Origin of the sequence: Pseudomonas sp. AA-38 (assembly GCF_029457475.1) — a bacterium.
In the GTDB taxonomy this organism is placed as follows: domain Bacteria; phylum Pseudomonadota; class Gammaproteobacteria; order Pseudomonadales; family Pseudomonadaceae; genus Aquipseudomonas.
The window spans coordinates 4,193,483-4,217,602 of the sequence record NZ_CP120359.1 but is presented as its reverse complement, the minus strand read 5'-3'; the positions used below and the strand labels follow the sequence as shown (position 1 = coordinate 4,217,602).

The 24,120-nt window shown below is 54.4% G+C and carries 17 protein-coding genes and 6 pseudogenes; 11 read left to right on the top strand and 12 right to left on the bottom strand.

Annotated features, from left to right (window positions below; translation table 11 throughout):
- Nucleotides 1-100: 100 nt before the first annotated feature.
- The 3 genes and pseudogenes from PVE35_RS19430 to PVE35_RS19420 all read right to left on the bottom strand — a co-directional run bounded on the left by PVE35_RS19430 (nucleotide 101) and on the right by PVE35_RS19420 (nucleotide 3,146).
- Nucleotides 101-909: pseudogene (locus PVE35_RS19430) on the bottom strand (nuclease-related domain-containing protein).
- A gap of 171 nt (nucleotides 910-1,080) precedes the next feature.
- A pseudogene (locus PVE35_RS19425) lies at nucleotides 1,081-2,175 on the bottom strand (Fic family protein).
- Nucleotides 2,176-2,267: 92 nt separating this feature from the next.
- Nucleotides 2,268-3,146, bottom strand: a complete 879-nt coding sequence (locus PVE35_RS19420; protein WP_150606163.1) for a competence protein CoiA family protein — start codon at nucleotides 3,144-3,146, stop codon at nucleotides 2,268-2,270.
- A 141-nt stretch (nucleotides 3,147-3,287) separates the two neighbouring features.
- Here PVE35_RS19420 and PVE35_RS19415 point away from each other — a divergent pair, with 141 nt between their 5' ends.
- Nucleotides 3,288-4,271 (top strand): hypothetical protein, encoded by a 984-nt coding sequence (locus PVE35_RS19415; protein WP_150606161.1) that lies wholly within the window; start codon nucleotides 3,288-3,290, stop codon nucleotides 4,269-4,271.
- Between the two features lie 865 nt (nucleotides 4,272-5,136).
- On the opposite strand, the gene PVE35_RS19410 is transcribed toward PVE35_RS19415, so the two are convergent.
- The 3 genes and pseudogenes from PVE35_RS19410 to PVE35_RS19400 form a co-directional block, all read right to left on the bottom strand.
- A complete protein-coding gene (locus PVE35_RS19410; RefSeq protein WP_150606159.1) occupies nucleotides 5,137-5,367 on the bottom strand; it encodes a hypothetical protein in 231 nt (76 codons plus the stop codon).
- On the bottom strand, nucleotides 5,364-6,002 hold the full coding sequence (gene parA, locus PVE35_RS19405; RefSeq protein ID WP_150606157.1) for a ParA family partition ATPase: 639 nt from the start codon (nucleotides 6,000-6,002) through the stop codon (nucleotides 5,364-5,366). Before parA ends, PVE35_RS19410 begins: the two co-directional genes overlap by 4 nt.
- 984 nt (nucleotides 6,003-6,986) lie before the next feature.
- Nucleotides 6,987-7,208 (bottom strand): annotated as a pseudogene (locus tag PVE35_RS19400) (antirestriction protein ArdA); the annotation flags it as partial.
- Nucleotides 7,209-7,411: 203 nt separating this feature from the next.
- Between PVE35_RS19400 and istA the strand changes: the two are divergent.
- Nucleotides 7,412-8,924 (top strand): annotated as a pseudogene (gene istA, locus PVE35_RS19395) (IS21 family transposase).
- 17 nt (nucleotides 8,925-8,941) lie between these two features.
- A complete protein-coding gene (istB, locus tag PVE35_RS19390) occupies nucleotides 8,942-9,697 on the top strand; it encodes an IS21-like element ISPpu7 family helper ATPase IstB (RefSeq protein WP_230927319.1) in 756 nt (251 codons plus the stop codon).
- On the opposite strand, the gene PVE35_RS19385 is transcribed toward istB, so the two are convergent.
- Nucleotides 9,694-10,113 (bottom strand): antirestriction protein ArdA, encoded by a 420-nt coding sequence (locus tag PVE35_RS19385; protein WP_277372715.1) that lies wholly within the window; start codon nucleotides 10,111-10,113, stop codon nucleotides 9,694-9,696. The two genes, istB and PVE35_RS19385, sit on opposite strands and share 4 nt — an antisense overlap.
- 1,398 nt (nucleotides 10,114-11,511) lie before the next feature.
- Between PVE35_RS19385 and PVE35_RS19380 the strand changes: the two genes are divergently transcribed.
- From PVE35_RS19380 to PVE35_RS19365, 4 genes are all read left to right on the top strand, one after another.
- Nucleotides 11,512-12,240, top strand: a complete 729-nt coding sequence (locus tag PVE35_RS19380) for a LuxR family transcriptional regulator (protein ID WP_167519184.1) — start codon at nucleotides 11,512-11,514, stop codon at nucleotides 12,238-12,240.
- A 177-nt stretch (nucleotides 12,241-12,417) separates the two neighbouring features.
- The gene (gene pheS / locus PVE35_RS19375) at nucleotides 12,418-13,407 is read left to right on the top strand and encodes a phenylalanine--tRNA ligase subunit alpha (RefSeq protein ID WP_150606149.1); all 990 of its coding nucleotides are present in this window, start codon (nucleotides 12,418-12,420) and stop codon (nucleotides 13,405-13,407) included.
- The gene (gene pheT, locus PVE35_RS19370; RefSeq protein WP_150606147.1) at nucleotides 13,404-15,692 is read left to right on the top strand and encodes a phenylalanine--tRNA ligase subunit beta; all 2,289 of its coding nucleotides are present in this window, start codon (nucleotides 13,404-13,406) and stop codon (nucleotides 15,690-15,692) included. The genes pheS and pheT overlap by 4 nt, the downstream gene beginning before the upstream one ends.
- A gap of 337 nt (nucleotides 15,693-16,029) precedes the next feature.
- Complete coding sequence (locus PVE35_RS19365) at nucleotides 16,030-16,479, top strand: GNAT family N-acetyltransferase (protein WP_277372714.1); 450 nt, start codon at nucleotides 16,030-16,032, stop codon at nucleotides 16,477-16,479.
- Here PVE35_RS19365 and PVE35_RS19360 read toward each other — a convergent pair.
- On the bottom strand, nucleotides 16,476-18,278 hold the full coding sequence (locus PVE35_RS19360) for an ATP-binding cassette domain-containing protein (RefSeq protein WP_150606143.1): 1,803 nt from the start codon (nucleotides 18,276-18,278) through the stop codon (nucleotides 16,476-16,478). The two genes, PVE35_RS19365 and PVE35_RS19360, sit on opposite strands and share 4 nt — an antisense overlap.
- Before the next feature lie 22 nt (nucleotides 18,279-18,300).
- Nucleotides 18,301-19,227: a hypothetical protein gene (locus tag PVE35_RS19355; RefSeq protein ID WP_150606141.1), complete on the bottom strand. Its 927-nt coding sequence runs from the start codon at nucleotides 19,225-19,227 to the stop codon at nucleotides 18,301-18,303.
- Between the two features lie 465 nt (nucleotides 19,228-19,692).
- Here PVE35_RS19355 and PVE35_RS19350 point away from each other — a divergent pair, with 465 nt between their 5' ends.
- Together PVE35_RS19350 and PVE35_RS19345 are read left to right on the top strand one after the other, a co-directional pair.
- Complete coding sequence (locus PVE35_RS19350) at nucleotides 19,693-20,100, top strand: transposase (protein WP_150606139.1); 408 nt, start codon at nucleotides 19,693-19,695, stop codon at nucleotides 20,098-20,100.
- A complete protein-coding gene (locus PVE35_RS19345; RefSeq protein ID WP_150606137.1) occupies nucleotides 19,982-20,902 on the top strand; it encodes an IS3 family transposase in 921 nt (306 codons plus the stop codon). Before PVE35_RS19350 ends, PVE35_RS19345 begins: the two co-directional genes overlap by 119 nt.
- 86 nt (nucleotides 20,903-20,988) lie before the next feature.
- Here the strand turns inward: PVE35_RS19345 and PVE35_RS19340 are convergent, their stop codons facing one another.
- Entirely contained in the window at nucleotides 20,989-21,345 is a 357-nt protein-coding gene (locus PVE35_RS19340; protein ID WP_150606135.1) for a histone-like nucleoid-structuring protein, MvaT/MvaU family, read from the bottom strand.
- A 355-nt stretch (nucleotides 21,346-21,700) separates the two neighbouring features.
- Here PVE35_RS19340 and PVE35_RS19335 point away from each other — a divergent pair.
- Together PVE35_RS19335 and PVE35_RS19330 are read left to right on the top strand one after the other, a co-directional pair.
- A pseudogene (locus tag PVE35_RS19335) lies at nucleotides 21,701-22,264 on the top strand (nucleotidyltransferase family protein).
- 54 nt (nucleotides 22,265-22,318) lie between these two features.
- A pseudogene (locus PVE35_RS19330) lies at nucleotides 22,319-23,170 on the top strand (transposase).
- A gap of 277 nt (nucleotides 23,171-23,447) precedes the next feature.
- Here PVE35_RS19330 and PVE35_RS19325 read toward each other — a convergent pair.
- Together PVE35_RS19325 and PVE35_RS19320 are read right to left on the bottom strand one after the other, a co-directional pair.
- Nucleotides 23,448-23,744: a LasR-specific antiactivator QslA gene (locus tag PVE35_RS19325; RefSeq protein ID WP_150606133.1), complete on the bottom strand. Its 297-nt coding sequence runs from the start codon at nucleotides 23,742-23,744 to the stop codon at nucleotides 23,448-23,450.
- Complete coding sequence (locus tag PVE35_RS19320; RefSeq protein WP_150606131.1) at nucleotides 23,741-24,010, bottom strand: hypothetical protein; 270 nt, start codon at nucleotides 24,008-24,010, stop codon at nucleotides 23,741-23,743. The genes PVE35_RS19325 and PVE35_RS19320 overlap by 4 nt, the downstream gene beginning before the upstream one ends.
- Between the last annotated feature and the right edge of the window lie 110 nt (nucleotides 24,011-24,120).

Sequence of the window (24,120 nt, the reverse complement as noted above, 5' to 3'; positions counted from 1 at the left end):
AATCTCTGTCTTTTTCTTAAGTGTTTTCAGCGAAAGGTCTCTCGCTTTTCTTGCATGGTTCAATGAGGGTAGGGAGAGTTAATTTTGAAACGTAGGCATCTTAATGGGCTGCCAACTCTACCTTTAACAGACTCTGCATCGTCCAGCACTTCGGAAACCCCGAGCATCCCAAAACTCTTGCCCCACTTTCGGACCAGTCTTCACCGTGCGGAACAGCCGCGCATTACCGCATTACCGCATTACCGCATTTGGGCATTGCCGCTCCGCCGTCGGGTCGCTACGGCGCTTTAGGTTTTGTACATGATCGCGGTGTGTGGCTAGGGTTGGCGCTTGGCGGCCGGTTTGCAGGGCGTGCAGCATGGTGTCGACTTCAGCCTCGCTGAATACCGGCTGCTGGAATGACTGGATGTAGCGGATAAAGCCACTGCCCTGGGTGACGTTGGCAGGCACTTCTGTTTTGAACGTGCCGCCGCCGACGAAGGTGATGACCGAGTGCAGATGCTCGGGACTGACGCCTAGGGTGGCTTCCAGAGCTTTGAGGTGCTTGTAGTTCTGCCGCAGCGGGTTCTGGAGTTTGAAGCTGCGCTTGTAGAGCTTCTGCGTCCACTGCGCCTGCTTCTCGCTGCCGAAGATCCAGCCGCTCATGTTCTTCGTTTCCAGTACGAAGATGCCGTAGGGCGAAAGGAATACGTGGTCGATCTGCGTGGTGCCGTCCGGCGTGTTCAGGGTGACGTTGTGCAGGCGGCGGTAGGTTTGCTTGTCCAACTGCCAATGGGTAAACAGGCGCACCAGCAGTTCGCCGATCTGCCCCTTGGCCCAAGGTGATTTGAGCAGGCCGATCAGCAGGGCTGCCGGGATGAACCAGGTCAGCATGCCCCAGACCTGGGCGACTATCGGGCTGTAATCCATTTTCTTCCTTGAGCAAAGCTGCTTGATGGCTGGGCGGGCAGGCGTGCCGAAATCCAGTTGACTGGCACTGGTCTGGATAATGGCTAATTGCTTTCAATCGCTCAAGGGGATCACGACCATTGTCCTATGGCGCGATGACGCACTAGAGGCTGACTAGCTCGGCTAGGGTGCTCAGCGTGCTATCTGGTAACGCGTGCTGCGCCCACCACCGGGAAGTCGCTCGATGCAGCCTTTTCCCAGCAGGTCGCTCAGATGACGGGTTGCGGTAGCTTTGGATACCTTGGCCACGGCTTGGTACTGCGCCGCGCTGATACCGTTCTCGAAACCGCGCTCGCCGCCATCGAGCAGGCGGTTAAGCACTTTGATCTGCTCCTTTGGCTGCGGTGTGCCTGCCAGAAGCGCGCCTTGACCAGCATACGGTTGATACGAGCAAGGGCTTGCTCCAGGTTATTAAGCGATGTTCTGAGAAACCACTGCAGCCAGGCGGTGATGTCCAGGGTACCTTTCTGGCTAGCTTCAAGGATGCGGTAATAACCAGCGTGATCATCAAGGATGCTCGCGGACATGGCATAGAAGCGAATAGCCTGCTGCTCGCCCTGAGCCAATGCCTGGTCGGTAATGGCGCGCGTGAGGCGGCAGTTGCCGTCATCGAAGTGGGTAGGGTAACGAACCAGAAATGGGCGATGCCGGCGCGCAGAAAGGGATCAAGGCTGGCATCGCTGCGGCTGCTCTCGAACCAGGCCAGAAAGTCCGCCAGTTGCGCTTTCAGCCCGGCGCGAGGAGGGGCTTCGAAATGTACGGTAGGGCGGTCGATACGTCCGGAAACGACTTGCATGGGCTCTTCGCCACGCAGTGCGCCGATTTGCAGTGGTCTGGCCAGCAGTTGGTCATCGCTGGGGAATAGCCAGTGGTGCCAGGTGATGAGTCGCTGTTCGTCTAGCAGTTTTTGGTGCAGGCGGGTGGCATCGAGCAGCAGTTCCGTCAGACCTTCGGAACGTGAGGTGGTGCGACCTTCTTCGCTCAGCCCCAAGCGCCGAGCCAGTGATGAGCGTACCGAACCGACATTCAACTGCTCACCCTCGATGGCTGAAGATGTGACGATGTTCTGCAGCATGGCATCCAGGCTGCTCTGCACTTAGCACCGAGCATCCCTAACAAACGTCCCTGAGCCTGGCTGCAGGCGCGCAGCAGCGGTGCAAGCGCTTCGGCTTGCCAACTGAACTGTTGCCAGTTGGGCTGCTGCCAGATCCAGAGCGGGTCATTCATAAGGGGTGTTCATCTATGAGCCGATTAGCGAGCCTATTCGGCTCACTGTCCAATTTCCAACCGGGCTGGCCTGGCTTGAGTGGCATGCCTAATCAGTGCTCCTGGTTCAACTCTTGAAGGCGCTTTAGTACTTCGTTTCGACACTGAGGATAGAAAATCCAATTCTTGTACTTGGGGTTGTACTCGCCTCCCAGCTCATTTCGCCAGGTTTTAAGCAGCTCAGTGATTTGTGGGTTGAATGACCAGGAGCGCACGGCAACTGAGCCTGTAGGCAGTATTCGGGCGGATAACCACATCCCCATAATCGTATAGCGGTGCTCGGTACATTTGGCTTGGGGATCAGCTGAAGGGAGCTTGGCTGCAATGGCTTGCCAGTCAATTGCCGGGTGCGCAGGTAATGGGGGCGGTTCGGGAAAGATCCAGGATTTGTTGCGTGTCTGCTCCAATACATGGGCTTTCACCTCTTCTGAGGGAATTGGCTGCTTGTTGAGCAATAGTTCACTGAGGTTAATCTCGACGGTGTTGATGCCGGCGCTTCTGATCCGCTCCAGTTTTTCGACGCCAATGAATGAGGTGACCGCTACCTCGATGAATAGCTGACTGCCATCTTTCAGGTGGGCGACCAGATCTGGCTGGAATCCTTGCTGTGGGACCTCCTCTGCCACCCTTTCGAAATCCCACCAGCTGCTTTTGTCTTCGCTGTCCGGCCAGACACCAGGCATAGGTGGCAGCTGCAGACCGAGCTGGTTGCGGATGACTTCTTTGGCGTACAGGTGCAGCAGGCTTTCGCGTTGGATGAAGCAGCTTTCCTTGTTCGAGTGGTGGGAGAAATGATGCTCACGGATCAGGCCTTTGCGAGCGACCACCGGCTCACCGCAGCATGCGCATGAGCAATTGCACGCAAGCCCACGCATGGCGTTTTCAATGGTTATCAGTTGGCCGTTTGGATTGAGTGCAACGAACATGCTCATGGGTTAAGCCTCTGGTGTTAAGACGGCTTCAAGAGTCATGATTCGAGCTGGTTAAAACCTCCCCCGAACCCTACATAAAGGGTTCGGGAGGGTTCATGGAGATGCTTAGGTCCCTTTATTTTCGGGGCATAGGGAGGGTTTGTGCTGAAAGTAATGCGTTGTCTGGATGAAGAGCTGCGGCAGTCGCCTGCACCAGATGTAAAAGCCTACAAGGTGATCCGAGTTTTGCTGGAGGCCAGCATTAATGCCCTGGAAAAGGGCAACCAGGACCCTCAGACGTTTGACCGCGCGACCTTGCTAGATATATGCGACCCGAAAGTGAAAGCGGCCGGGCGTGACCCTGCGCGTTGGCTGCCAACCACCGCGCTGGAAACATTCCTAGACTCCCGGATGAACTCGATTCGGAAACGTGCAGAGCAAATGGGCTTGAAGCATTTACCGGTGATCGCAAGCAGTGATGCGAAGGGCGGGGCAGGTAACCAGCGAGTCTACTGGCTTACAACTCAGCCGATTGAAAACAGTGATGGCGGCTTGCTTACAGGGCAGGCATTTCGACAGATCATCTACACCAGGACGGAAAATGGTGAGGTTAAGCCAGCCCTGTTTTTACGGCTTATTTTCCGCGAGGGTGTGCTGGAGAACCGCAGTTGGCGGGGTGTGATGATGCTACTCACAGTGCTGCTTGGTATGGGGTTTCTGTCGCTTTGGGTTTTTGCATCGCTATGGAGTCTTTCCGCAATTGATCAGGCGCTTACGCTACGGCAGCTCGTCATCAGCGTTTTAGTGGGCTTTCTGGCTTGGTGCATATGGCGTGGTGTACATCAACCATGGGTTGAGTTGGTAGACAACCGAGTCGTAAAGGCACCGGCTCCGTTGCTTTCATTCAAGGAGGATTCTGCCGAACTCGAAATGTACCGTGATGATGAGAAGAGGCCTTGGACAAGGTTCGTGCGCTTTTCAAGTGACTGTCCCTTCTGTGGTGGCCGGATTTTGTTAGCAGAAGGAAGGCCAGATCACCCAGTGCCTCTTGTTGGTAGGTGCGGTGAAAGTCCACACACGCACGTGTTCAGTTTTGATCGGGCCAGACTATCAGGGGTCTATATCGGCCCAAGGCTTCAGGCTTAGGTTTCAAGTTCCAAGCTGATCGCAATGAGGAGTGTTAGGCACGCGCCAAAGCCAGAACTGGCGGGCGTTTGCGTTGTGCACGGCACGCCTATGCATGCATTGAGTGCCGTCTCCAACCCCCGTGCAGACTGCTTTCCGGGCCAACGGAGTGCCGCCCCCTTTTATCTTGCCCTCCGCTTTTTCCGTGCTTTTGTGTTCCTGAGCAGGGCAAACAGGCAGGGTGATGTTAAGGATCTCGCAGCCGCTGGGCGGTAGCCGAGGGCAGAGGTATCCGCGGGTCCGCGGTGCTTGAATGCGCAGGCTGAGCACACGCTATCGACATCTAGAGCGACGCGATAATGGACAGCTTATCGACATGAGTCCGAGCACAAGAGCTGCGCCAGAACGATCATCCCGCCGACAGACAGCGGAAAGAAGTGGCGACTGTCGAATGACTTCGGGTTGATGCTGCTGAGCAGGAGCAATTCATCGCCAACCAGGCGTTGGTAGGTTCGCCAGGCTGGCAACGCGCGACCCTGTCGATCTCTGCGCAAGAGCCTGGCAACAATGACGCCATTGATGCGCGCCCACCTGGCCCTCTTGCATACACATGCGCTGCGGCACGATCGCCGCCGACAACGGTGCGTTCGTCAGCAGGTAGCCGTGTTGCGCAGCCATTGCATTGCCTCCGGTGGTAGGTGAACCACCATCAGATTGCTAGGAGCCGGTGCATTGGCCGGCGAAGTGCGATACAAGCCTGCAGACACGTTGTCGGACGTGTTGTAGACCAGCTGCGGTGGCGGCGTTGCGAGCGTTGCCCAACCCATGGCGAATATGCTGCCTGAGGGCAGTGTCAGCGGTCGCCATGCCTGGTGAGTCCCCGGCGTCATGACGTGGCCTGCTGCTTCAGCACTTCGCGCTGCATTTCCGCCGTGGTCACGCCGCGGTCGAAGGCCGCCAGCTTGATCCGTGTGCGCAGCGCCGGCGTCACGTCCAGCGTCAGCCGGGCGCTGTAGCGCTCGACCTTGCCGTGGTCGACTGCGCCTTGGCGTATCCAGGCTTCGGCCTGGGGATCTGCCAGTGGACGTGCACCGATACCGATGCGCTTGCTTCTCATGGCGACCACCTCAGCAACTCGTCGACCAGGCTGCTGACCTCGCGTGCAGCAGCGCTATCCGGTGCCAGTTCGCGTGCCAAGCGACCGGCTGCCACGCTCTCGGCGAAGACGATGCGTTGGCGCACTTCGGCCTGCAGTGCCGGTAGCGGTTGGTCGGCCAAGGCGCCGCGCGCTTCGCGGCCGATCACCGTGGTGCTGACGCGGCGGTTGATGGCAAATGCCGCGCGCAGCGTGGGCCTGAACACCTGCGCCTCGCGGATCAGGTTGACCATCTCCGCGCTGGCCCATAGGTCGTAGGGGCTGGGCTGCACCGGGATCAACACGCGATCTGCCGCCAGCAACGCGGAGCGGGCGAGGGCGGCGATGCGCAATGGCCCGTCAATGATCACGTGATCGGCGCGAAGAGCCAGCTCCGGGGCTTCCTGATGCAGCGTCTCGCGCGCCAGGCCGACGGCGCTGAACAATCTTGGCAAACCTTGCTGGCTGCGCCGCTGCGTCCAGTCCGGCGCCGAGCCCTGCGGGTCGGCATCGAGCAGGATGACGTTCTGCCCGCGCAGGGTCAGTTCGCCGGCGATATGGGTGGCCAGGGTGGTCTTGCCCACCCCGCCTTTCTGGTTGAGCAGGGCGACGATCATGGCCGGATCTCCCCGGCCAGACTGCCCCGACTAGCACCTGTTCACACACAGGCGCTGCCCCAATAACAAGTTAGAGTTTTTAAGTTAGTTAAGTTAAGGGAAGCTGGAAGCCCCGCCAGCCGTGGCCTGCAGCGGAGTTCATGCGCCTAATAGCACGAGGGTGATGCGCCTGATAGCACGTGCCGGCGTGCGCCTGATAGCACGACTGCATTCACAGCTTTTCCCAAAGTTATCCCCGTGCCGTTGACGGCACGCGCCGGAGATCCGGTCGCCTGGTGGGCAAGCGCTGCGATGTTTCAGCGGTTTCCGAGGCAGGAGAGGGCGTCGCTCCGAAGCTGGGCGCAGGCGGCTCCAGATAATCTCGCCGAGGGGATGCGTTGCGATCTGCGGCGCGTCGTCCTCTTGCTGGTGTTAGCGCCGATGGTCGCCCCCGGGTCTGTGCGCGTTTGCAGGGAACGGCCTAGGAGCGCGTTGAAACGCTTCAGATGACTTGGGGGGCGCAGATGGGGTAAAGCGGCTGGAGCGTTCTAAGGGGCTCTGGAGGCGTTTCTAGCCGCTGTCGGTAAGCGTAGCTCAAGGGTGAACAGGCGGGCCTCACTGGTAGACCCTGGCCTGTTCGTGTGCGAGCTCGCGTCTCGCAGTCTCGCCCAACGGGCGGCATATGGCGTGTGCGGCTGCAGTCTCCGAAGATGCGGTTCTACGGCTTTCTGCAAAACCGGAAAACCGCATCGGCGGATTTCCGTAGCTCCGTAAAAGCGCAGGCCCGCTTCCCCACCAATCCGTAAATCCGTGGATACGGACCGATGGATTTGGGCAAAACCGTAAGACCGTAACGGTCTCAATCAAATTGGCAGCACAACGTGGTTGCTCCAGGATGATCGCCGGGGGCGCGTCCCCGAGCATCAGCCTTACGGGTGGGGCGCGCGGGTGGCCGGCTGGACAGGGGCGCAAAAAGACACCGGGTCGCCCCGGTGCCTTCCGCTGTTAGCGATTCCAGAACACGTGCACCTGCTCGAAGCCGGTCTCCAGGGGGAACACGTCGCCGCCGTACTCCATGTCGCAGGCCATGGCGCGGTAGTCGATGTACATGGCCAGGTGCTGCGGAATGCTGGTGGTTTCCTCGGTCAGTTCCTGGGCGTAGTCGGCCAGCGAGCTGTAGCAGCCGCAGTAATCTTCTTCGGCTGCCTTACGTGCCTGCTCAAGGTTGCGGATTCCACGGTCATCTGGCCACCCATTCCATGAACATCTGACCACCGATTCCACGCTGATCCGGCCACCCATTCCACGCGCATCCGGCCACTGATTCCACGGCCATCCGGCCACTCAACCGGGCAGGCAGCTACGCAGGATTTCTTCACTACCATCGACCTCTTTTTCGAAGCAGAGAGGTCGTCGTGGAGCGTTTATCCATGCGTAAGATTCGCGAAGTACTACGTCTCAAGTTCGAGGTCGGACTATCAGCTCGCCAGATTGCGGTCAGCGTGCAGGTCGGTCGTGTCACCGTCGGCGACTACCTCAATCGTTTTGCCGCCAGTGGTCTCAGTTGGCCCTGTTCGTTGTCCGATGCCGAGTTGGAGCAGCAACTGTTCCCGCCGGCCCCGGCGGTTGCCAGCGAGAAGCGGCCTTTACCCGATTGGGCATGGGTGCATGCCGAACTGCGCCGCCCCGGGGTGACCCTGGCGCTGCTCTGGCAGGAGTACCGCCTGAGCCAGCCGCAGGGCTTTCAGTACAGCTGGTTCTGTGAGCATTACCGAGCCTGGCAGGGCAAGTTGGACGTGGTGATGCGTCAGGAGCACCGCGTCGGCGAGAAGCTGTTCGTCGACTATGCCGGCCAGACGGTGCCGGTTATCGATCGCCACAGCGGCGAGATCCGCCAGGCGCAGGTGTTCATCGCAGTGCTCGGCGCGTCCAGCTACACCTTCGCCGAAGCCACCTGGTCGCAGCACTGCCGGACTGGCTAGGCTCCCATGCCCGCTGCTTTGCCTTCCTCGGCGGCGTGCCGGAGATCGTGGTGCCGGACAACCTGCGCAGCGCGGTAAGCAAGGCCCATCGTTACGAGCCGGACATCAACCCCAGCTACCGCGACCTGGCCGAGCACTACGGAGTGGCGGTGGTGCCGGCGCGGGCACGCAAACCGCGCGACAAGGCCAAGGCCGAAGTCGGCGTGCAGGTGGTCGAGCGTTGGATCCTCGCGGCCCTGCGCAACCGTCAGTTCTTCTCCTTGGACGAACTCAACAGCGCCATCTCCGTGTTGCTGGAGCGGCTCAACCAACGCCCGTTCAAGAAGCTGCCGGGCTCGCGCCAGACGGCCTTCGACAGCCTGGATCGTCCGGCGCTGCGCCCCCTGCCGGTGCAACCCTACGTCTACGCCGAGTGGAAGAAGGCGCGGGTGCACATCGACTACCACGTCGAGGTCGATGGGCATTACTACTCGGTGCCGTATCAACTGGTGAAGAAGCACTGGAGGTGCGCCTGACGGCGCGCACCGTCGAGTGTTTCCACGCCAACCAGCGAGTGGCCAGCCACCTGCGCTCAATGCACAAGGGCAGGCACAGCACGCAGGCCGAGCACATGCCCAAGAGCCATCGCGAGCATGCCGAGTGGACGCCGCAGCGGCTGATCCGCTGGGCCGAGCAGACCGGGCCGAACACCGCCGGCGTGATCCGGCACATCCTCGAACGGCGCATCCATCCGCAGCAGGGCTACCGGGCCTGCCTGGGCATCCTGCGCCTGGGCAAGACTCATGGCGAAGTGCGCTTGGAGCTGGCCTGCCGACGCGCCCTCAGCCTCGGCGCGTGCAGCTACAAGAGCCTCGAATCGATCCTGTGCCAGGGCCTGGAAAGCCTGCCGCTGGCTCAAGCCAACCTGCCGCTGCTGCCGGACGACCACGCCAACCTGCGCGGCCCCGGCTACTACCACTGAACCCAAGGAAACTCACCATGCTGCCCCATCCGACCCTGGACAAGCTGCAAACCCTGCGCCTGCACGGCATGCTCAAGGCGCTGAACGAACAACTGAAAACCCCGGACATCGACAGCCTGAGCTTCGAGGAACGCCTCGGCCTGCTGGTCGACCGCGAGCTGACTGAACGCGACGATAAGCGCCTGAGCAGCCGCCTGCGCCAGGCCCGGCTCAAGCACAACGCCTGCCTCGAAGACATCGACTACCGCAGCCCGCGCGGGCTGGATAAGGCGCTGATCCTGCAACTGAGCGGCGGCCAGTGGCTACGCGACGGCCTCAACCTGATCATCGGCGGCCCCACCGGCGTGGGCAAAACCTGGCTGGCCTGCGCCCTGGCCCACCAGGCCTGCCGGGACGGCTACAGCGTGCGCTACCTGCGTCTGCCGCGCCTACTGGAAGAGTTGGGCTTGGCCCATGGCGACGGGCGCTTCGCCAAGCTGATGAGCAGCTACGCCAAGACCGACCTGCTGATCCTCGACGACTGGGGCCTGGCGCCGTTCACCGCCGAACAGCGCCGCGACATGCTGGAGCTACTGGACGACCGCTACGGCCAGCGCTCGACCCTCGTGACCAGCCAAATGCCCGTGGACAACTGGCACGAACTGATCGGCGATCCAACCCTGGCCGATGCCATCCTCGACCGCCTGGTGCACAACGCTTATCGGATCAATCTGAAGGGTGAATCAATGCGCAAACGGACGCAGAAATTGACGACGCCAGCCAACCCAGACTAACAATGCCACCCCTGCGTCGCTGCGCTCCGACTGCCCGGCCGGATGGCCGTGGAACAGGTGGCCAGATGGCCCTGGAATGCCTGGCCAGATGAGAGCGGACTGGGTGGCCGGATGGCGTGGAATCCGCACTCAAGGTCATTGAAATGAGCGAGCAGGGCGCCGCCGAACTCGGGGTACTCCTCAATGAAACACGCAATCTCATGGGCGTTTTCGAGACCCTCATATTCGCCGAGGCGGTAGCCGTCGAAGCTCTCGAAGTCGTGGATGGCGTATTCCTCTGCACTCTCGACCGGTGAGGCTGCCAGCATGGCACTGACCTGTGCCTGGATTTCGTCCAGCTCCAGGGTGGCATCGATCCAGACGCCATGCAGGTGACCGGCGTTGTAGGCGGCCAGGCCGGCAACGTAGATCCTCATGGCTTTCGCTCCTTCGTCTTCAGGGTTCTGCGCTTGCGCTGCGCATGAACCCCTGCCGACTAGGGCGACTAAGGCGGTCGTGAAAAAATCAGGAAAAATCGTGGAGGCTCCACCCAGCGCAGCGGCCGGGTGGAAACCGTCTATTTTTCTTGGTTTTGAGGGGGGCAAGAACCCCTGCTTTTACATGGGACAGAACATCTTCGATCCGGGTGTAAGTCCGGCGCTGGAGATGAGCCAGGCGTAATCATAACGCTGTAGAGAAGAATGGCCAGATTTGGCAGGCGCTAAATGACTATGTCACGAGCGAGGAGGGCATATCACTAACCTGCATCCAGAACACAAGACGCTAGAGAAGGAAATCTATCGATTGACCTTAAAGTTTGGGAAGTGGTTTTCGAAGTGAAACATAAAGGCTTCCTTGCAGCGTCGTTGTTAAAAAATGGGTTTATAAATAAGGGGCAGTGAGACGCAAATTTGATCCCAGCTGCCTCAAGCTGAAAAGTGTAATTAATATGCGCTAACTGCCTTTCTATACTTGGTCATTGCGTAATCGTTTTGATCAGATCCTTCTGTTACTTTTTTTAGAGCTTCAGAGCATGTGGCTGCCAGTTTCGACGATGAAGCGCTGTTTTCTTTTAAAAGGTCGTGCCAATCTAAATATGCGTATATTGGTACGTCTGAATGATTGGATTTAATTTCAAAGGTGTTTGCTTTGCAGGGTAAACCAGATCTCCGCAAGCTCTTTAGGATTGTGTGACTGACAATCATTTCAACTGTCGAGTAGTGATTGATCATGCAGAAGGCATTCAGGTAGCTATAGAGCAATCCTGTTGGGCTAGCGCCGTCGTTGTGGCAAGGGGATCTGAAAGCAGGATCTACCGCTAGGCGCGATACCTCGCATGAAGATCGGCCTTTACCCTCATAATCTGGGGGAAGCGCATCTGAAAAAACGGTACGGAGCATCCACTTCGACCACCAAGGGTGGATACGAAGATATGCAACCGCATGCGATTCTTTCTCCACGCAGAGATGCACAACGCCATCGTCGAAGACATCCATCTCTATCTGAGATTCAGGAGTGCCGACCCATCCCAGTTCGCGGCAGAAAACCTTGGCTCGTAGCTGGAAGGCTGAACGCAGTAGTGCGGGCGATGGTCTGCAGGTGATACGGAAACCAGAATGCTGTACGTCGAAGTGGAACGAGCTATTTAGCGAACGACTACACTTAATGGACATGAGTGACCCTTTAGGTTCCAGGAGGAAGCCTTAGGGTCATCTGCATAAATTGAAAATATCACCTATCCGGTCGGCTAGTTGAGCTTCTGCTTGTAATTTGTTAACGGTTAGGCGTAAAGCTAAAAATAGTAGAGTGAGGTCCTCATGCTCAAAGGATATGGCATGATCCGCATCCCGGATCTGTATTACAGACAACTCATTGAAGTGATCAATGATTGCATTTTGTACAGGGGTGTAGAATCGATTGAAAAAGCTTTAAGTTGGACGATGGAAATTACGGATTGCACAGGAATAGTTTATTGTGAAGTCGGTTCGTCGAATAGCGAGTTAAAGAGATTTGTGAATTGCTCTTATAGTGAGGATTGGGTTAAGGAATACTTTGGTCATGGTTTTCATCAGGTTGATCCAGTAATTAGCAAGGCGCAAAGTCGCTACGGATTACACTCCTGGCCTGGACAAACTGGCGAAATACCAATGGAGCAGAAAATTTTTCTTGAGGCAGCTCAAGATTATGGGTTAACAAGTGGGCTTGTATGTAGCGCGGCGCGCTCTGGAGAAGAGGATGAGAGATCATCTATCTGTTCGATGGCTATTAAGGATGATGGTAAAGAAACGCAGTTGAGTCAATTTGTTCTAGAAAATATCGTTCCGGCTTTACAGGTTGCTGCTGGAGAGATATTTGATGAGCCAGCGGAAGATTGTCCGTTATCACTGCGTGAGGTGGAGGTGCTTCGCTGGGTTGCTGCAGGGAAAACATCTTGGGAGGCTGGTGCTGTATTGAATATATCGGAAGCCACTATAAAATTTCATCTAAGTAACGTTTATCGTAAGTTAAATATAACGACTAGAGCGCAAGCAATTAGTCATGCGATACAAATGGGCTGGTTATGAGTATTTTGCTTGCGCCGATTGACTGTGCTAGCATCGGGGGCAAAGCTTTAGGTGTCTCGATGCTTAATCACATAAAGACTATGTTTCGATTTACTAAGCCCCAGCTAGGCAGGATTGCGCTTGGTTGGGGCTTTGTTTTGGGGTGTTAACTTTCAAAAAGTAAGTGGAATAGTCTTTATGAGACCAGATATCATTAATAGAATTGCTTCGGCGAAGAATGAAGAAGAGCTTCAGGGGATTAAGGTTGAGCTCTTGGGGAAAAATGGTTTTCTGCGTAGCGAGCTTGCTAAGCTGGGAAGTCTGCCTGTCGACGAGCGAAAAGCTAAAGGGCTTGAGCTGAATCGCGACAAAAAAAATATTGAAGAGAAAATTAAGCTCCGACAAGAGCAACTTGCATCTGTCGCGTTAGCAAAGGTTCTAGAGGTCGACCGCATTGATGTAACACTTCCCGGTACGCGGGCTGGGACAGGTGGACTTCATATACTTACGCAGACTATAAGCAGGCTTGTTGAAATATTTAAAGGTCAAGGCTATGAGCTTGTGACAGGGCCGGAACTTGAAACCGATGAGTTAAATTTTACTTCGCTGAACTTTCCTCCTGATCACCCAGCGAGGGATGCACAAGATACCTTTTGGACGACGGATGGCCGGCTATTGCGGACTCATACTAGTCCAATGCAGGTACGCTACATGCTTTCTCATCGTCCGCCATTTAAAGTTGTCGCTCCAGGCAAAGTATTTCGGAATGAGGCAACGGATATCACACATGAGGCCCAGTTCCATCAGTTGGAGGCTTTGGTTGTAGATCAGCGGATTACGATGGGTGATATGCGCGGTGCGATCGCATCCATGGCCAAGGAGCTATTCGGTGATGGAATAAAGACACGCTTGCAGCCGTCATATTTTCCTTTCGTTGAGCCGGGCGCTGAATTTGCCATCTGGTGGGAAAATCCACGCACAGGTCAGAGTGAATGGCTTGAACTCGGCGGTTGCGGGATGGTGCATCCTAACGTACTGCGGTCTGTTGGGTACACAGATGTCACCGGATTCGCTTTTGGGTTTGGTGTAGAGCGTTTGGCGATCATAACTCACGGTATACCGGACATACGTTATTTTCATCACAACGATATGCGTTTCCTTCGTCAGTTTACAGGGGGCGTCGTATGAAAATACTATATTCGTGGCTGTCGGACTGGTTAACTGAACTGCCAGAGATCGACGCGCTAAGTGAGATACTAACCAGTATTGGGCTTTCGGTTGAACGCGTCGAGAAAGTACCAGGCTGTGCTGTCACTGTGCGCTGCGTCGAGGTGGTTGAGACGGATGTCGATACTCAAAGAGCAGATACAGTTCATCTTACTATAAGCGATGGTTCCGTACCGCCGTTCATCGTTACCGAGCAGGGGTTTTTTAATGTTGGAGATAGGTTGGCCTATGATTTTTCGAGGTTTGGAGAGGCCGGTCGACAAAGAAGAATCTGTAAGTTTTCAGACCTTTGGAGTAACTTGCCAGATGAATTAATCCGGATAGGTGTAGATGTATCGATTGGATCGTCGTTAAAAGAAATATGGGTTGATGACTACCTAATAGAACTGGAACTGACCCCTAATCGTGCTGACGCGCTGTGTGTCTTGGGTGTCGCTAGAGACTTATCGGCGAAGCTAGGCAGTGAGGCGTCTTTCCAGCAGTGTCTAGAGAATTACAAGGCGGGCAACGCCAAGCTTCCAGAACTACTGTCGCTAGTTCCGATACATACTTCCCATTGCTCTGGCTGCATCGCAGCGACGGTACCGAAGATTGTGGTCGGACCATCAAAACTCTCGATGCAGAGAAGGCTGATGCTTTGTGGGTTCACGCCCATAAATAATGTTGTCGATGCCTCGAATCTAGTTATGTTAGAACTAGGGCAGCCTTCTCACTGCTATGATGCGTCTGGCGTCTCTGCTTTGACAATTCGCAACGCTACCAGCGGTGAACGGTTGGTAGTGCTTGGTGGAGATGAAATAACGCTGTCACCAGATGACATAGTAGTATCAACTTCTATGTGTGAGCGGCCGCTTTCATTGGCCGGGGTTATTGGCGGTGAAAAGACTAAGATTAATGTGGAAACGACCTCTGTTATTTTAGAGGTCGCGACATTTGACCCATCAACAATAAGGCGCATTGCGCGACGACACAAGATGGGGACTGATGCCAGCTATCGTTTTGAGCGTGGGGTCGATCCCAGCATTAAGCAAATAGCGCTGGCCCGTCTTGTTGCTTTGTTATCGAATGGCAGAGATGTTCCTATCAAGGTTTGGGGAGGCGGATCAACGGCAGAGTTCCTACGCGAGCCTATTCAGTTCCGACCTTCGCAGGTCGAATTCCTTGCTGGTTTCGATGTAAGTCTAAATACTCAAGCGCGATTATTAACCGCTCTAGGTTGCAATGTAGAGTCCACTTCTGAAACCTGGTTCGTCACGCCACCTTCGTGGCGATATGACTTGGAAATCGAAGCTGATCTTATTGAAGAGGTTTTGCGACTTGTTGGGTATGACAATATCCCTGAGACTCGGGCTTCTGTAGATTATGTGCCGGTTCAGAATGATTTGTTGCACGAAGGCTTAAAGCGCGCGCTCGCTGTTTTAGGGTTCCAAGAAGTTATAAACTATGTCTTTATTGCTCCCGATACTTTAGACCAAATGGGTGAGCAAGGGCCGTATGTAACGCTCGAGAGTGCTCTAAATACCCGTACTTCGTTGCGAACGACTTTGTTGCCGGGATTGATTGAGGTGGCGAAGCGGAATAAGGCTGAATCTAGCCTGGCGATATTCGAAGTTGGAAATGTTTTTGTTGGTGATAAAGAGGAGGAGCGCCTCGCCTTGCTCATTAGAGGGGGCTGGCTCGGTTCAACTTGGGGAGGGTATCATCAAGCCGATTTTTCTATTTTAAAAGGAGTTATAGAAACTCTCGCTACGCTCCAAGGGGTGAGAGCCGAGGTGGTGGCCTCAGTGAACGCTATTCCTGTGCTTCACCCTGGCGTTTCTGGTGAGATTCGATGGGGAGGTAATTGCATTGGCTGCATTGGACGTTTGCATCCTAAAATCGAAGGGCAGTATAAGACAGGCCCTCTTTATATCGCTGAGCTTCGTTTGCCACTACCCAAGCAGCAGTCTCTGTATCGGGAGTTTAGCCGCCAGCCAGCCATTGAAAGAGACCTAGCTATAATAACTCCAGCGAATGTGCCGTTTGCGGAGGTTGAGCGCCTTGTTCGCGATGCTTCTGGAGAAGACCTAGATCAGATCTTGCTATTTGATCGGTATGAAGGTGAGCAAATAGAATCTGGCAAGATTAGTCTTGGCTTGCGCTTGGTCTTCAGGCGACAAGACAGATCTATGCGTGATGATAGCGTTGATATTTTGGTTAACTCTATCGTTGCTGCGCTTTCGGCGTCAGGCCTTGAGCTTCGCTAGAACTGTAACCAATCGGTCGGGCCAGAGCACCTCTCTGAGGTCGACTCTGGCCATTTTGTTTCGGTTATATGCCAATTGGCAGGTTACTGGCGAGACTTGTGAAACGGACTCAGTGTTATTATTTTCAAATGACGTGCACCATTTTCATCCGTTATTTGCATTCGGGATGCGGACGGATCCACATCTGAGAGCCAATCAGTTTTTCACGGATGCGAAACGTTGGTTCGCCTCAAGGCACAAGCGTCAGTTCGTAGTAGTCACTGCAGACGGACAAGATGATGATCTGCGCTACTTATTAGGCCGCGCCGGCGCTAAGCAACTAGGCAGATCAGAGCGAATGCAGCTTTTGCAGAACCCATCATCGCTTACTCAACAGGGGGAACAACTGACTCTCTCTAATTTTGATGAGTTCTTAGCTGTTTGCGCTTCGGCGTTCGAATATAAACCGGAATATCTCGATGCCTTGTTCAAGGAGCGGTCACGCGTTATGAGTTCACTAGTGGCTGGTAGGCTTATCTATAAAGACAACACTCCTGTCGGTGCAGGGATTGCCATCAAAACAGGTTCTGCTATTACGCTAGACTGGATAGGAACAAGTCCGCTTTACCGAGGGCAGGGGATTGCATTGAACTGTGTTCGGAGTCTTTGTAGTGATGTTCTTTTCAGGGGGGCTAGCCCTATTGTTCTGAGTTCGACGCTGGCTGGAAGAGGTGTTTATGAAAAAGTTGGTTTTTCTGAGTTTGGGGATGTTCGCTTGCACCTTGTTTCTATAAGTACAGGTGCTTAAACTTGCGGGTCGGTTGAGGTCGGGCTTTGAGGTGAAAGTTTTTTAGGCTTTAGTTGGCTAAACCATAGCGAATGATAAAGGCCTTTAAGTGCTAATAGCTTGTTATGCTTTCCGCACTCAACGATACAGCCTTTCTCCATGACATAAATGATATCTGCATCAACGATAGTTGATAGGCGGTGTGCAATTGTCACTCTGGTGGTAACTTCGCTGAGATTCTCATTTAGAGAGCGAAGGACCTCCGCCTCGCTGACATTGTCCAATGAAGCGGTTGCTTCATCCAAGATTAATAGCCATGGTTTTTTAATCAAAGCCCGTGCAAGACCAACTCGTTGGCGTTCGCCACCTGATAGTAAGCAGCCCTGCTCGCCGATTGGTGTGTCTATCCCCAGGGGAAGCGAGGATACTAAATCTTTAAGGCCTGCTTGCTTGATAGCTTCAGCAATTTGCTCCCTTGAAGCCCCAGGTAATCCCAGCGCTATATTATCCGAGAGAGACATGTTAAATAGAGATATATCCTGAGTTACAATACCGATGCCGTTTCTGAGGGCGATAATGTCCAGGTCTCGTATATTCTGTCTATTAAGCTGAATGACTCCGTCCGTAGGATCGTGCGCTCTTACAAGCAATTTTGCAACGGTAGACTTTCCACTTCCGCTCGGGCCGACTATTGCGATGTGTTGACCTGCTGAGATGGACATGGTCAGGTTTTTTAGCAAGACTTTATCTTTTGTGTATTGAAAATTCACATTCAAAAATTGTATGCGGTTGAATGGAAAATCAGGCTTAATTGCTTCTTTTTTATTTTCTACTTGCTGTATTTCTTCGAAATAACTGTGCATTTGGTCAATGTCGGCCAAAGATTGTCTCATTTCTTTGTAAACAAAACCAAGTAGATTTAGTGGGGCAAATAATTGTGCGGTGAATACCGTCAGCATTATAAGTTCACCAGTTGACATGGTTTCTTGATTTACATCATGTGCTCCAAGCGCTAAAAGCGTGGTAATCGTTATGGCAATAATAATTGCCTGTAGCGAGGTTACTATTGCTAGGCTGCGACGATCGTTTACTCGTGCTTCTACCCATTCTTCTAACGTCGCATCGACCCTATTAATGGCCCAAGAAACTAGGTTGAAAAGGCTTATAGTTCGATGGTTTAGTATGCTCTCCGTAATATTTGCCCCTGCTTTTGAATTGTGCTTGTTTACGTTTTTGATATATTTTGAGCGCCATTCGTTTCCTTTATATGAGATTGAAAAGTAGATGCAGACCCCGGTCATCGCAATGATTGAGTATATGGGAGATAAAAGTGTGGCTGTCACTAAAAGAATGAGAGCAATTTCTAGTAGTGTCGGTATTCCACTAAATATAAGGTATCGAAGGGCAAAGCTAACGCCATTGGCGCCTCTATCGATATCTCTGGCAATTGCTCCTGGTGAGCGTGTGGAGTGAAATTCCTCGCCTAACCCAAGGATGTAACGGAAAACCTTTTTGCTGGTGTCTCGTGCAATATTTTCACTGGTTTTTGTAAATAATAAGTCACGAATCTCAGCGAATATCGGTGCGGAGGCGCGGAGAGCTCCATAGATTCCTATCAGGAGAATGACTAATTTGAAATCTGCTGGGTGAGAGTTGAGCGCATCGATAATCTCTTTCAGGCTCACAGCTATGAAAATGTTGGCAGACTTTTCTAGAAGCACGATTGAGGCTGCGATCACCAATAGTTTTGGTGATCGAGCCAATTCAGAGAGAAGCAGAAGTAAAATCTTAAAGGGATGCTTGCGGGCTTTTCTAGGCATATAGAATAGTGCTGCGCAGAGATTATCTAGATGCGTTGTTTATCTGCACTCCTGGGCACAAGAGGTCGATATGATAGCCAGTTACCGCATCCCCAATTGCGACGTGAATACCTTCTATTCCTTCGTTGATCTGAGAGTTAACTCTATAGTCAATTTCATCAGAAATCGATTGGTTTACACCTACCGCAAATTCCGTTAATTGGCTGCCTCGCTCCCCGCCGATCTTGCGCACAAAATCCACGCACTCCCGATTTTCAATTTTAAAGGAGACGATCTCATTGTTATCTGCAACCAAGTTGACTGTCTTCGCAGCAGCGATTTCCTTTAAAAAATTGCTCACATCGTCTCTTGAGCCTTGGTAGGGGTCTTTTCCTGTTGGGCGAAGAACTGAAAGTGCACCTGCAATTTGGAGTTCGCCTGATATATGGAAGGGGCATGGTTCGTTTTTCTTGATGTGAGCAAAATGCACTTCGAAAAATTCGGCCACAGAAGCCACGTAGGGGCTATTAATGTCTTTCCTGAGCGCGAAAGGCTTCGTCGTGCCGTCAAGCGTGACTGTACAATCAGCCCCATTACCGGATAACTGAATGTCCTGAGTCGTCTCAAGAAAAGAAATTACACCCTTCTGCTTGGCAAGAGCTGCTTTGAAATTACTTTTGCGCATGAGGTCGAGGCTGTAAATAGCACTTTCGATGCTGTCATCAAAAACATGAGCCGCACAGAATATCATTTTTGTATTAGGGTTTTGCGATGCTAGTACAAATGTTCGCCTTGCAGCATCGTCGGAGAAAGAGATCGATACGACTGTATCAGGAAAGGCCTCCATTGTGCGTATGTCTGCGCCGCTTATTCCTCGCTCAGATACTGCTCGTAAGAACTCTGAATTATCTCCTACGACAACAATGTCATCAGTATCGAATAGGCAACGAAGTTGTCCGAGATTGCTCATCTCCAGTCTCCGGATTAGACTTTTGGGGTACCGGGGGGGGGGGAGCCCCCCCGAGTACTTTCACACTTCAGGCGCCCAGACGAGAGGCGGATAGCTGAAGCCGGCTTCACTGGTCATATCGGGTTTTTGCTCGTTCATGGCGAATACTCCATTGACTTTAGTGAGGGCGGGAAGAATTTCGCCGCCACCATCAGACTCGCTTAGATAGATCTTGCAAGCAACTAACTGAACGGTTAGTGTCCGGTTGCTATCATGGTGTAATTTTTACAGTTGTATGTCTTGTTAACTGTTTCTTATCGCTGCATGCAATGTCAGCATTCCCTTACATCCTTATGTTTTTGATTTTTCGTCATTAACAGTTGATTGGTGCCGTAATTAGTCTCTGTCCATTGTCTAGTGGGTGGTCTGTCCCGAGCTGAGTGGACACTGACTTAAGGTGGATAATGCCCACCGCAAGGAGTGTTCATGACCCAGACCAGACGACGTTTTCCCGAATCCTTCAAACGCGAGGCGGTAGATCAGGTGCTTGCCGGTACACCGCTTCGTCATGTCGCTGAGACGCTCGGCATCGCTGAAGGCCTGCTGGGCAACTGGAAGCGCCAGTACGAACAGCAAGGTAACGATGCCTTTCCGGGCAATGGCAAGCAGCGCGGTGAGAGTGCGGAGCTGCGTCGGCTACGCCAGCAACTGGCTCAGGTCACCATGGAGCGCGATGTTTTAAAAAGGCGCTCGCCATCTTCTCGAAGCCCACGAAGTGAAGTTCCGCGCCATCGAGGCGTTGGCCGGTCGCTATCCCGTAGCGCCGATGTGCCGGCTGCTGCGTGTATCCCGCAGCGGCTTCTATGCCTGGCAGCAGCGGCCACCTTCGGCTAGAGAGATGGCGAATCGGCGTCTGAGCAAGGAGATCCGCACCATCCACCATGAGGTGAATGGGATCTATGGCCATCGCCGCATCAAGGCCGAGTTGGCGGCCATGGGGCATGCGTGTGGTCGACACCGGGTTGCTCGACTGATGCGCGAAGCCGGTCTGCGCGTTCGCTCGCGCAAGCGCTGGCGGCTGGTTTCCATCAGTCGTCATGCTCTGCCGATTGCCCCGAATCACGTGGATCGCCAGTTCGCCTCGGATCGCGCCAATCGGCACTGGGTCTCGGACATGACCTACGTGCGGACGCCCCAAGGCTGGCTGTATCTGGCCGTCGTGCTCGATCTCTATTCACGCGCCGTCGTCGGTTGGGCGATGCACCACCGGATGCAGCAGGCCTTGGTACATGCCGCGCTGGAGATGGCCGTGGCACGCCGACAGCCGAAAGAAGAGGTGCTGCTGCACTCGGATCGTGGCAGCCAATACTGCGCGTACGACTACCAGGCCTTGCTTCGGCACCATCGCATCATGGCCCAGCCATTCACGTCCGGGGAACTGCTGGGACAACGCCGCGATGGGGAGCTTTTTCCGTTCGCTGAAGGCCGAGCGGGTGTACCTGACGCGCTACGCCAGCTACCAGGAGGCAAAAACCGACCTGTTCGACTACATCCGCTTTTTACAATCACCGCCGACGCCACTCGACGTTGGGCTATCTCAGTCCGATGGAATTTGAGCGGCAAAATGCGAGCAGTAGCTCTTAACTACCTGTCCACCAGTTCCGGGGCAGACCAAATCATCCTTGCCCTCCCGTAGGCAGAGGACAAATCTATGAACACCATTGCTACCTAACCCAGAAACAACAAGGGCCGCAGTCGCGGCCCTACCGTGCAGCTTTAAGCTTACTGCAGCCAGCTCTCAACAGTCTCGGCGCCATACTGTTCTTTCCAAGCTTTCAGTACCTTGTGGTTGCCGCCTTTAGTTTCTACAACTTCACCGTTATTTGGGTTCTTGTAACGCTTCAGAACACGCTCACGACGAGCACCTTTCACCGGCGCTGCGGCGGTCTTGGCGGCATTCGGATCGAGGAGGGCGATAACGTTGCGCAGGGAGTAGTTGTAGTCGGCCAGCAGGGCGCGCAGTTTGGTTTCAAACTCGATTTCACGCTTGAGTTTCTCGTCGCCTTTCAGGGCTTCGAGGCGCTTTTGCTGCTCGGCGATTTGGGCTTCCAGAGCTTTGTATTCGGCAATGATTGACATTGATATTTCCCTAGTTTTTGGGGTGTGTCGAAGAGATATTAAGTAGCTACAGGGTATTAGAAACGACAGGTCGAAAGAAGCTTACATTGTGCCTGAATCGAACGCACAAATACGATAAAGCGCGCCGACTTTCCTAGTCTCTCGATGACTGTTTTTGGCCCAGGCTGTGTAAAAACGTGTCCAGCGACTTTGCTATGCTGCCGGCGGGCTTCATAGGTGGGTAACGTGTCCGACTACAAACACATGAGCGCTAAACTGAAGTCCTACCTGGAGGGTGGATCTGTGTAGCAGGCAAACCAGGGAAATGCTTGCTGCAGAGTATTAGTGGATATCTGAACGTTCCGAGGATGGATAGATGACTGCATTGACGAGTGAACGCGTATTGGAAATGGCAATGAGCAACCCGATCAGCCTGGAGCTGGCCCGGCGCCTGACCGAGCTGGATATTCCGGAGTGCATGTTGACCGCGGGTTGCCTTTTCCAGGCGGTGTGGAATCAGCGCGTCGGGCGTCCAGCAGGCTGAGGAGTGAAAGATTACGACGTCATTTACTTCGATCAAGACTTGTCTTGGGAAGCGGAAGATCGGGTTATCGATCAGGTGCAACAAGCATGTGGTGACCTGAATGCGAATATCGAAGTACGCAACCAGGCTCGGGTTCACCTCTGGTATCAGCAGAAGTTCGGACGGAGCTATCCTCAGCTTCAGTCAGTGACCGATGGCGTCGACCGATATCTCGTCACGGCGACCTGTCTCGGCATGGAGATTGCGACGGGCAGGTTGCACGCCTCATATGGTCTTGCCAAGCTGGAGGCTGGACTGCTGCGCATCAATCCCCTAAACCACCAGCCAGACCTATTCCTCCAGAAGGCTCTAAGCTACCAGGAACGCTGGCCGTGGTTGAGGCGAGTAGAGGGGTGAGCATAGCCCACGCCCTTGCTATGCTGCCGGCGGGTTTCATAGCAGGGGCATTCCATGAAGCGTTTCATCCAGGGCGAATGTCGAGGCCAAAGCACGCTACTTCCCGAGAGCCTGGATGACTACGTGGCGGACATCAACCCGGTGCGGGTGGTCGATGTTTTCGTCGATGAACGACCTTGGCCAGCTGGGTTTCGAGGGTATCGTCCCGGCTGAAACAGGTCGGCCCGCTTACGATCCTGCTGACCTCCTGAAGATCTACATCTACGGCTATCGTAATCGCATCCAGTCCAGCCCCCGTCTCGAACGTGAGGCTCAGCGCAACCTTGAGTTGATGTGGCTGACCGGGCGTTTGATGCCGGACTTCAAGACCATCGCTAACTTCCGCAAAGATAACGGCAAGGCAATCCGCCGCGTCTGTCGGCAGTTCGTGGTGCTGTGCCAGCAGCTTGGCCTGTTCTCTGAAGCACTTGTGGCCATCGATGGCAGCAAGTTCAAGGCGGTCAACAACCGCGACCGCAACTTCACCAGCGCCAAGCTTCAGCGGCGAATGGAGGAGATCGAGTCCAGCATCAATCGCTACCTGAGCGCACTGGATACCGCTGATCGTCAGGAACCTGCCGTGGCGCAGGTCAAAGCCGAACTCCTCCACGAAAAGATCGCGACCTTGAAAACCAAGATGCAGGAGCTCAAGGAAATCGAGGTTCAGCTCAACGAAACACCGGATAAGCAGATCTCCCTGAGCACCCGTTCGGCACGTTGAAGTCTTGGATGGGCGCCACCCGCTTCCTCACCAAGACTCTCGACCGAGTGAGTACCGAGATGAGCCTGCATGTGCTCGCCTACAATCTCAAACGCGTGTTGAACGTGCTGGGCAGCGGTGCCCTGATGGCAACGATGAAGGCCTGAGGCCTGTTTTACCATTCTTGCCGCCCTCCAGCAGTTGCACCGAAGCCGAAAGTGCCATAGCAACCAGAATCACCGACTGCGCCTGATTGAGCCCCCGAGGGCCTCCTGGACACTGAAAAAATCACTCAGCAGCTGATTGCCATCGCTTGCTGCGTTTTTACACCGTCTGGGCCGCTCTCGGCCTGTTCTAGGGCGCCTGCGTTATGGGTGCGGCCCAAAAAATTGACGACATGTGACCGTTAGCGCGAGCCGGTAGGCCGGCTCGCGAACATCCGCTTTACAGCTCCAAGGAAAGGGGGGCGGCCGACTGGCTGCAGCACCTGAGTGAGCATATGTGCTGGTGGACACGGCTGAGGAAGCCCACTTCGAAGGCCCTTCGTTCGATCGCGCATGGCAGTAAGTCGCGCTCGGCGATCATTACTGCCCAGAGCCAGCCGCTGCGGGCGTTGTCGAGCCAGGTCTGGGCCAGCTTCACGCCCTGATTGAACGCCTCCCTGCAGTCGGCAGCCCAGATGATCTCGACACCTGGATGGCCATCCTGAGGTGGCAGGCATGTCATAACACCCTTGCTCATCTGGCACCTCCTCGAACCTCGGAGAGGGCTCGGCGATAGAGCACGACCATCTCATCAAGCAGGTCCAGGGCTGAGTAAGCTGCAATTCGAACTCGCAGATCTGCCGGTTGCAAACCGTCGGGTTCAGCCAGTTGATCCAGCAGATTGCCGAGCATTACGCCGCGTAGTTCAGCCGCAGCTTCAGTGGGTAGAGGAGAGCGTTCAGATTCATGCAGCGGGCTTCGCTGCAGCGGAAAAGGTACAACGGAGGATTCGAGCTCAGCCATGGCACACCTCCAGATCAGAGGTGGACAGAAAGAATAGCAGCCCAAGGCGGAGCTCTCGGGTAAAAAAGGGGTAGCGCATTTTCCTTATGCTCCTTGGTTCGATTAAGGAG

Bases quoted from the DNA above. Each gene is read 5' to 3' on its own strand.
- PVE35_RS19420 (WP_150606163.1), bottom strand. From the start codon at position 3,146: ATGAGCATGTTCGTTGCACTCAATCCAAACGGCCAACTGATAACCATT.
- PVE35_RS19340 (WP_150606135.1), bottom strand. From the start codon at position 21,345: ATGTCAATCATTGCCGAATACAAAGCTCTGGAAGCCCAAATCGCCGAG.
- PVE35_RS19410 (WP_150606159.1), bottom strand. From the start codon at position 5,367: ATGAGAAGCAAGCGCATCGGTATCGGTGCACGTCCACTGGCAGATCCC.
- PVE35_RS19350 (WP_150606139.1), top strand. From the start codon at position 19,693: ATGACCCAGACCAGACGACGTTTTCCCGAATCCTTCAAACGCGAGGCG.
- parA (WP_150606157.1), bottom strand. From the start codon at position 6,002: ATGATCGTCGCCCTGCTCAACCAGAAAGGCGGGGTGGGCAAGACCACC.
- PVE35_RS19380 (WP_167519184.1), top strand. From the start codon at position 11,512: ATGATCCGCATCCCGGATCTGTATTACAGACAACTCATTGAAGTGATC.
- PVE35_RS19320 (WP_150606131.1), bottom strand. From the start codon at position 24,010: ATGGCTGAGCTCGAATCCTCCGTTGTACCTTTTCCGCTGCAGCGAAGC.
- pheT (WP_150606147.1), top strand. From the start codon at position 13,404: ATGAAAATACTATATTCGTGGCTGTCGGACTGGTTAACTGAACTGCCA.
- istB (WP_230927319.1), top strand. From the start codon at position 8,942: ATGCTGCCCCATCCGACCCTGGACAAGCTGCAAACCCTGCGCCTGCAC.
- PVE35_RS19355 (WP_150606141.1), bottom strand. From the start codon at position 19,227: ATGAGCAATCTCGGACAACTTCGTTGCCTATTCGATACTGATGACATT.
- pheS (WP_150606149.1), top strand. From the start codon at position 12,418: ATGAGACCAGATATCATTAATAGAATTGCTTCGGCGAAGAATGAAGAA.
- PVE35_RS19360 (WP_150606143.1), bottom strand. From the start codon at position 18,278: ATGCCTAGAAAAGCCCGCAAGCATCCCTTTAAGATTTTACTTCTGCTT.
- PVE35_RS19365 (WP_277372714.1), top strand. From the start codon at position 16,030: ATGCAGCTTTTGCAGAACCCATCATCGCTTACTCAACAGGGGGAACAA.
- PVE35_RS19325 (WP_150606133.1), bottom strand. From the start codon at position 23,744: ATGAGCAAGGGTGTTATGACATGCCTGCCACCTCAGGATGGCCATCCA.
- PVE35_RS19385 (WP_277372715.1), bottom strand. From the start codon at position 10,113: ATGAGGATCTACGTTGCCGGCCTGGCCGCCTACAACGCCGGTCACCTG.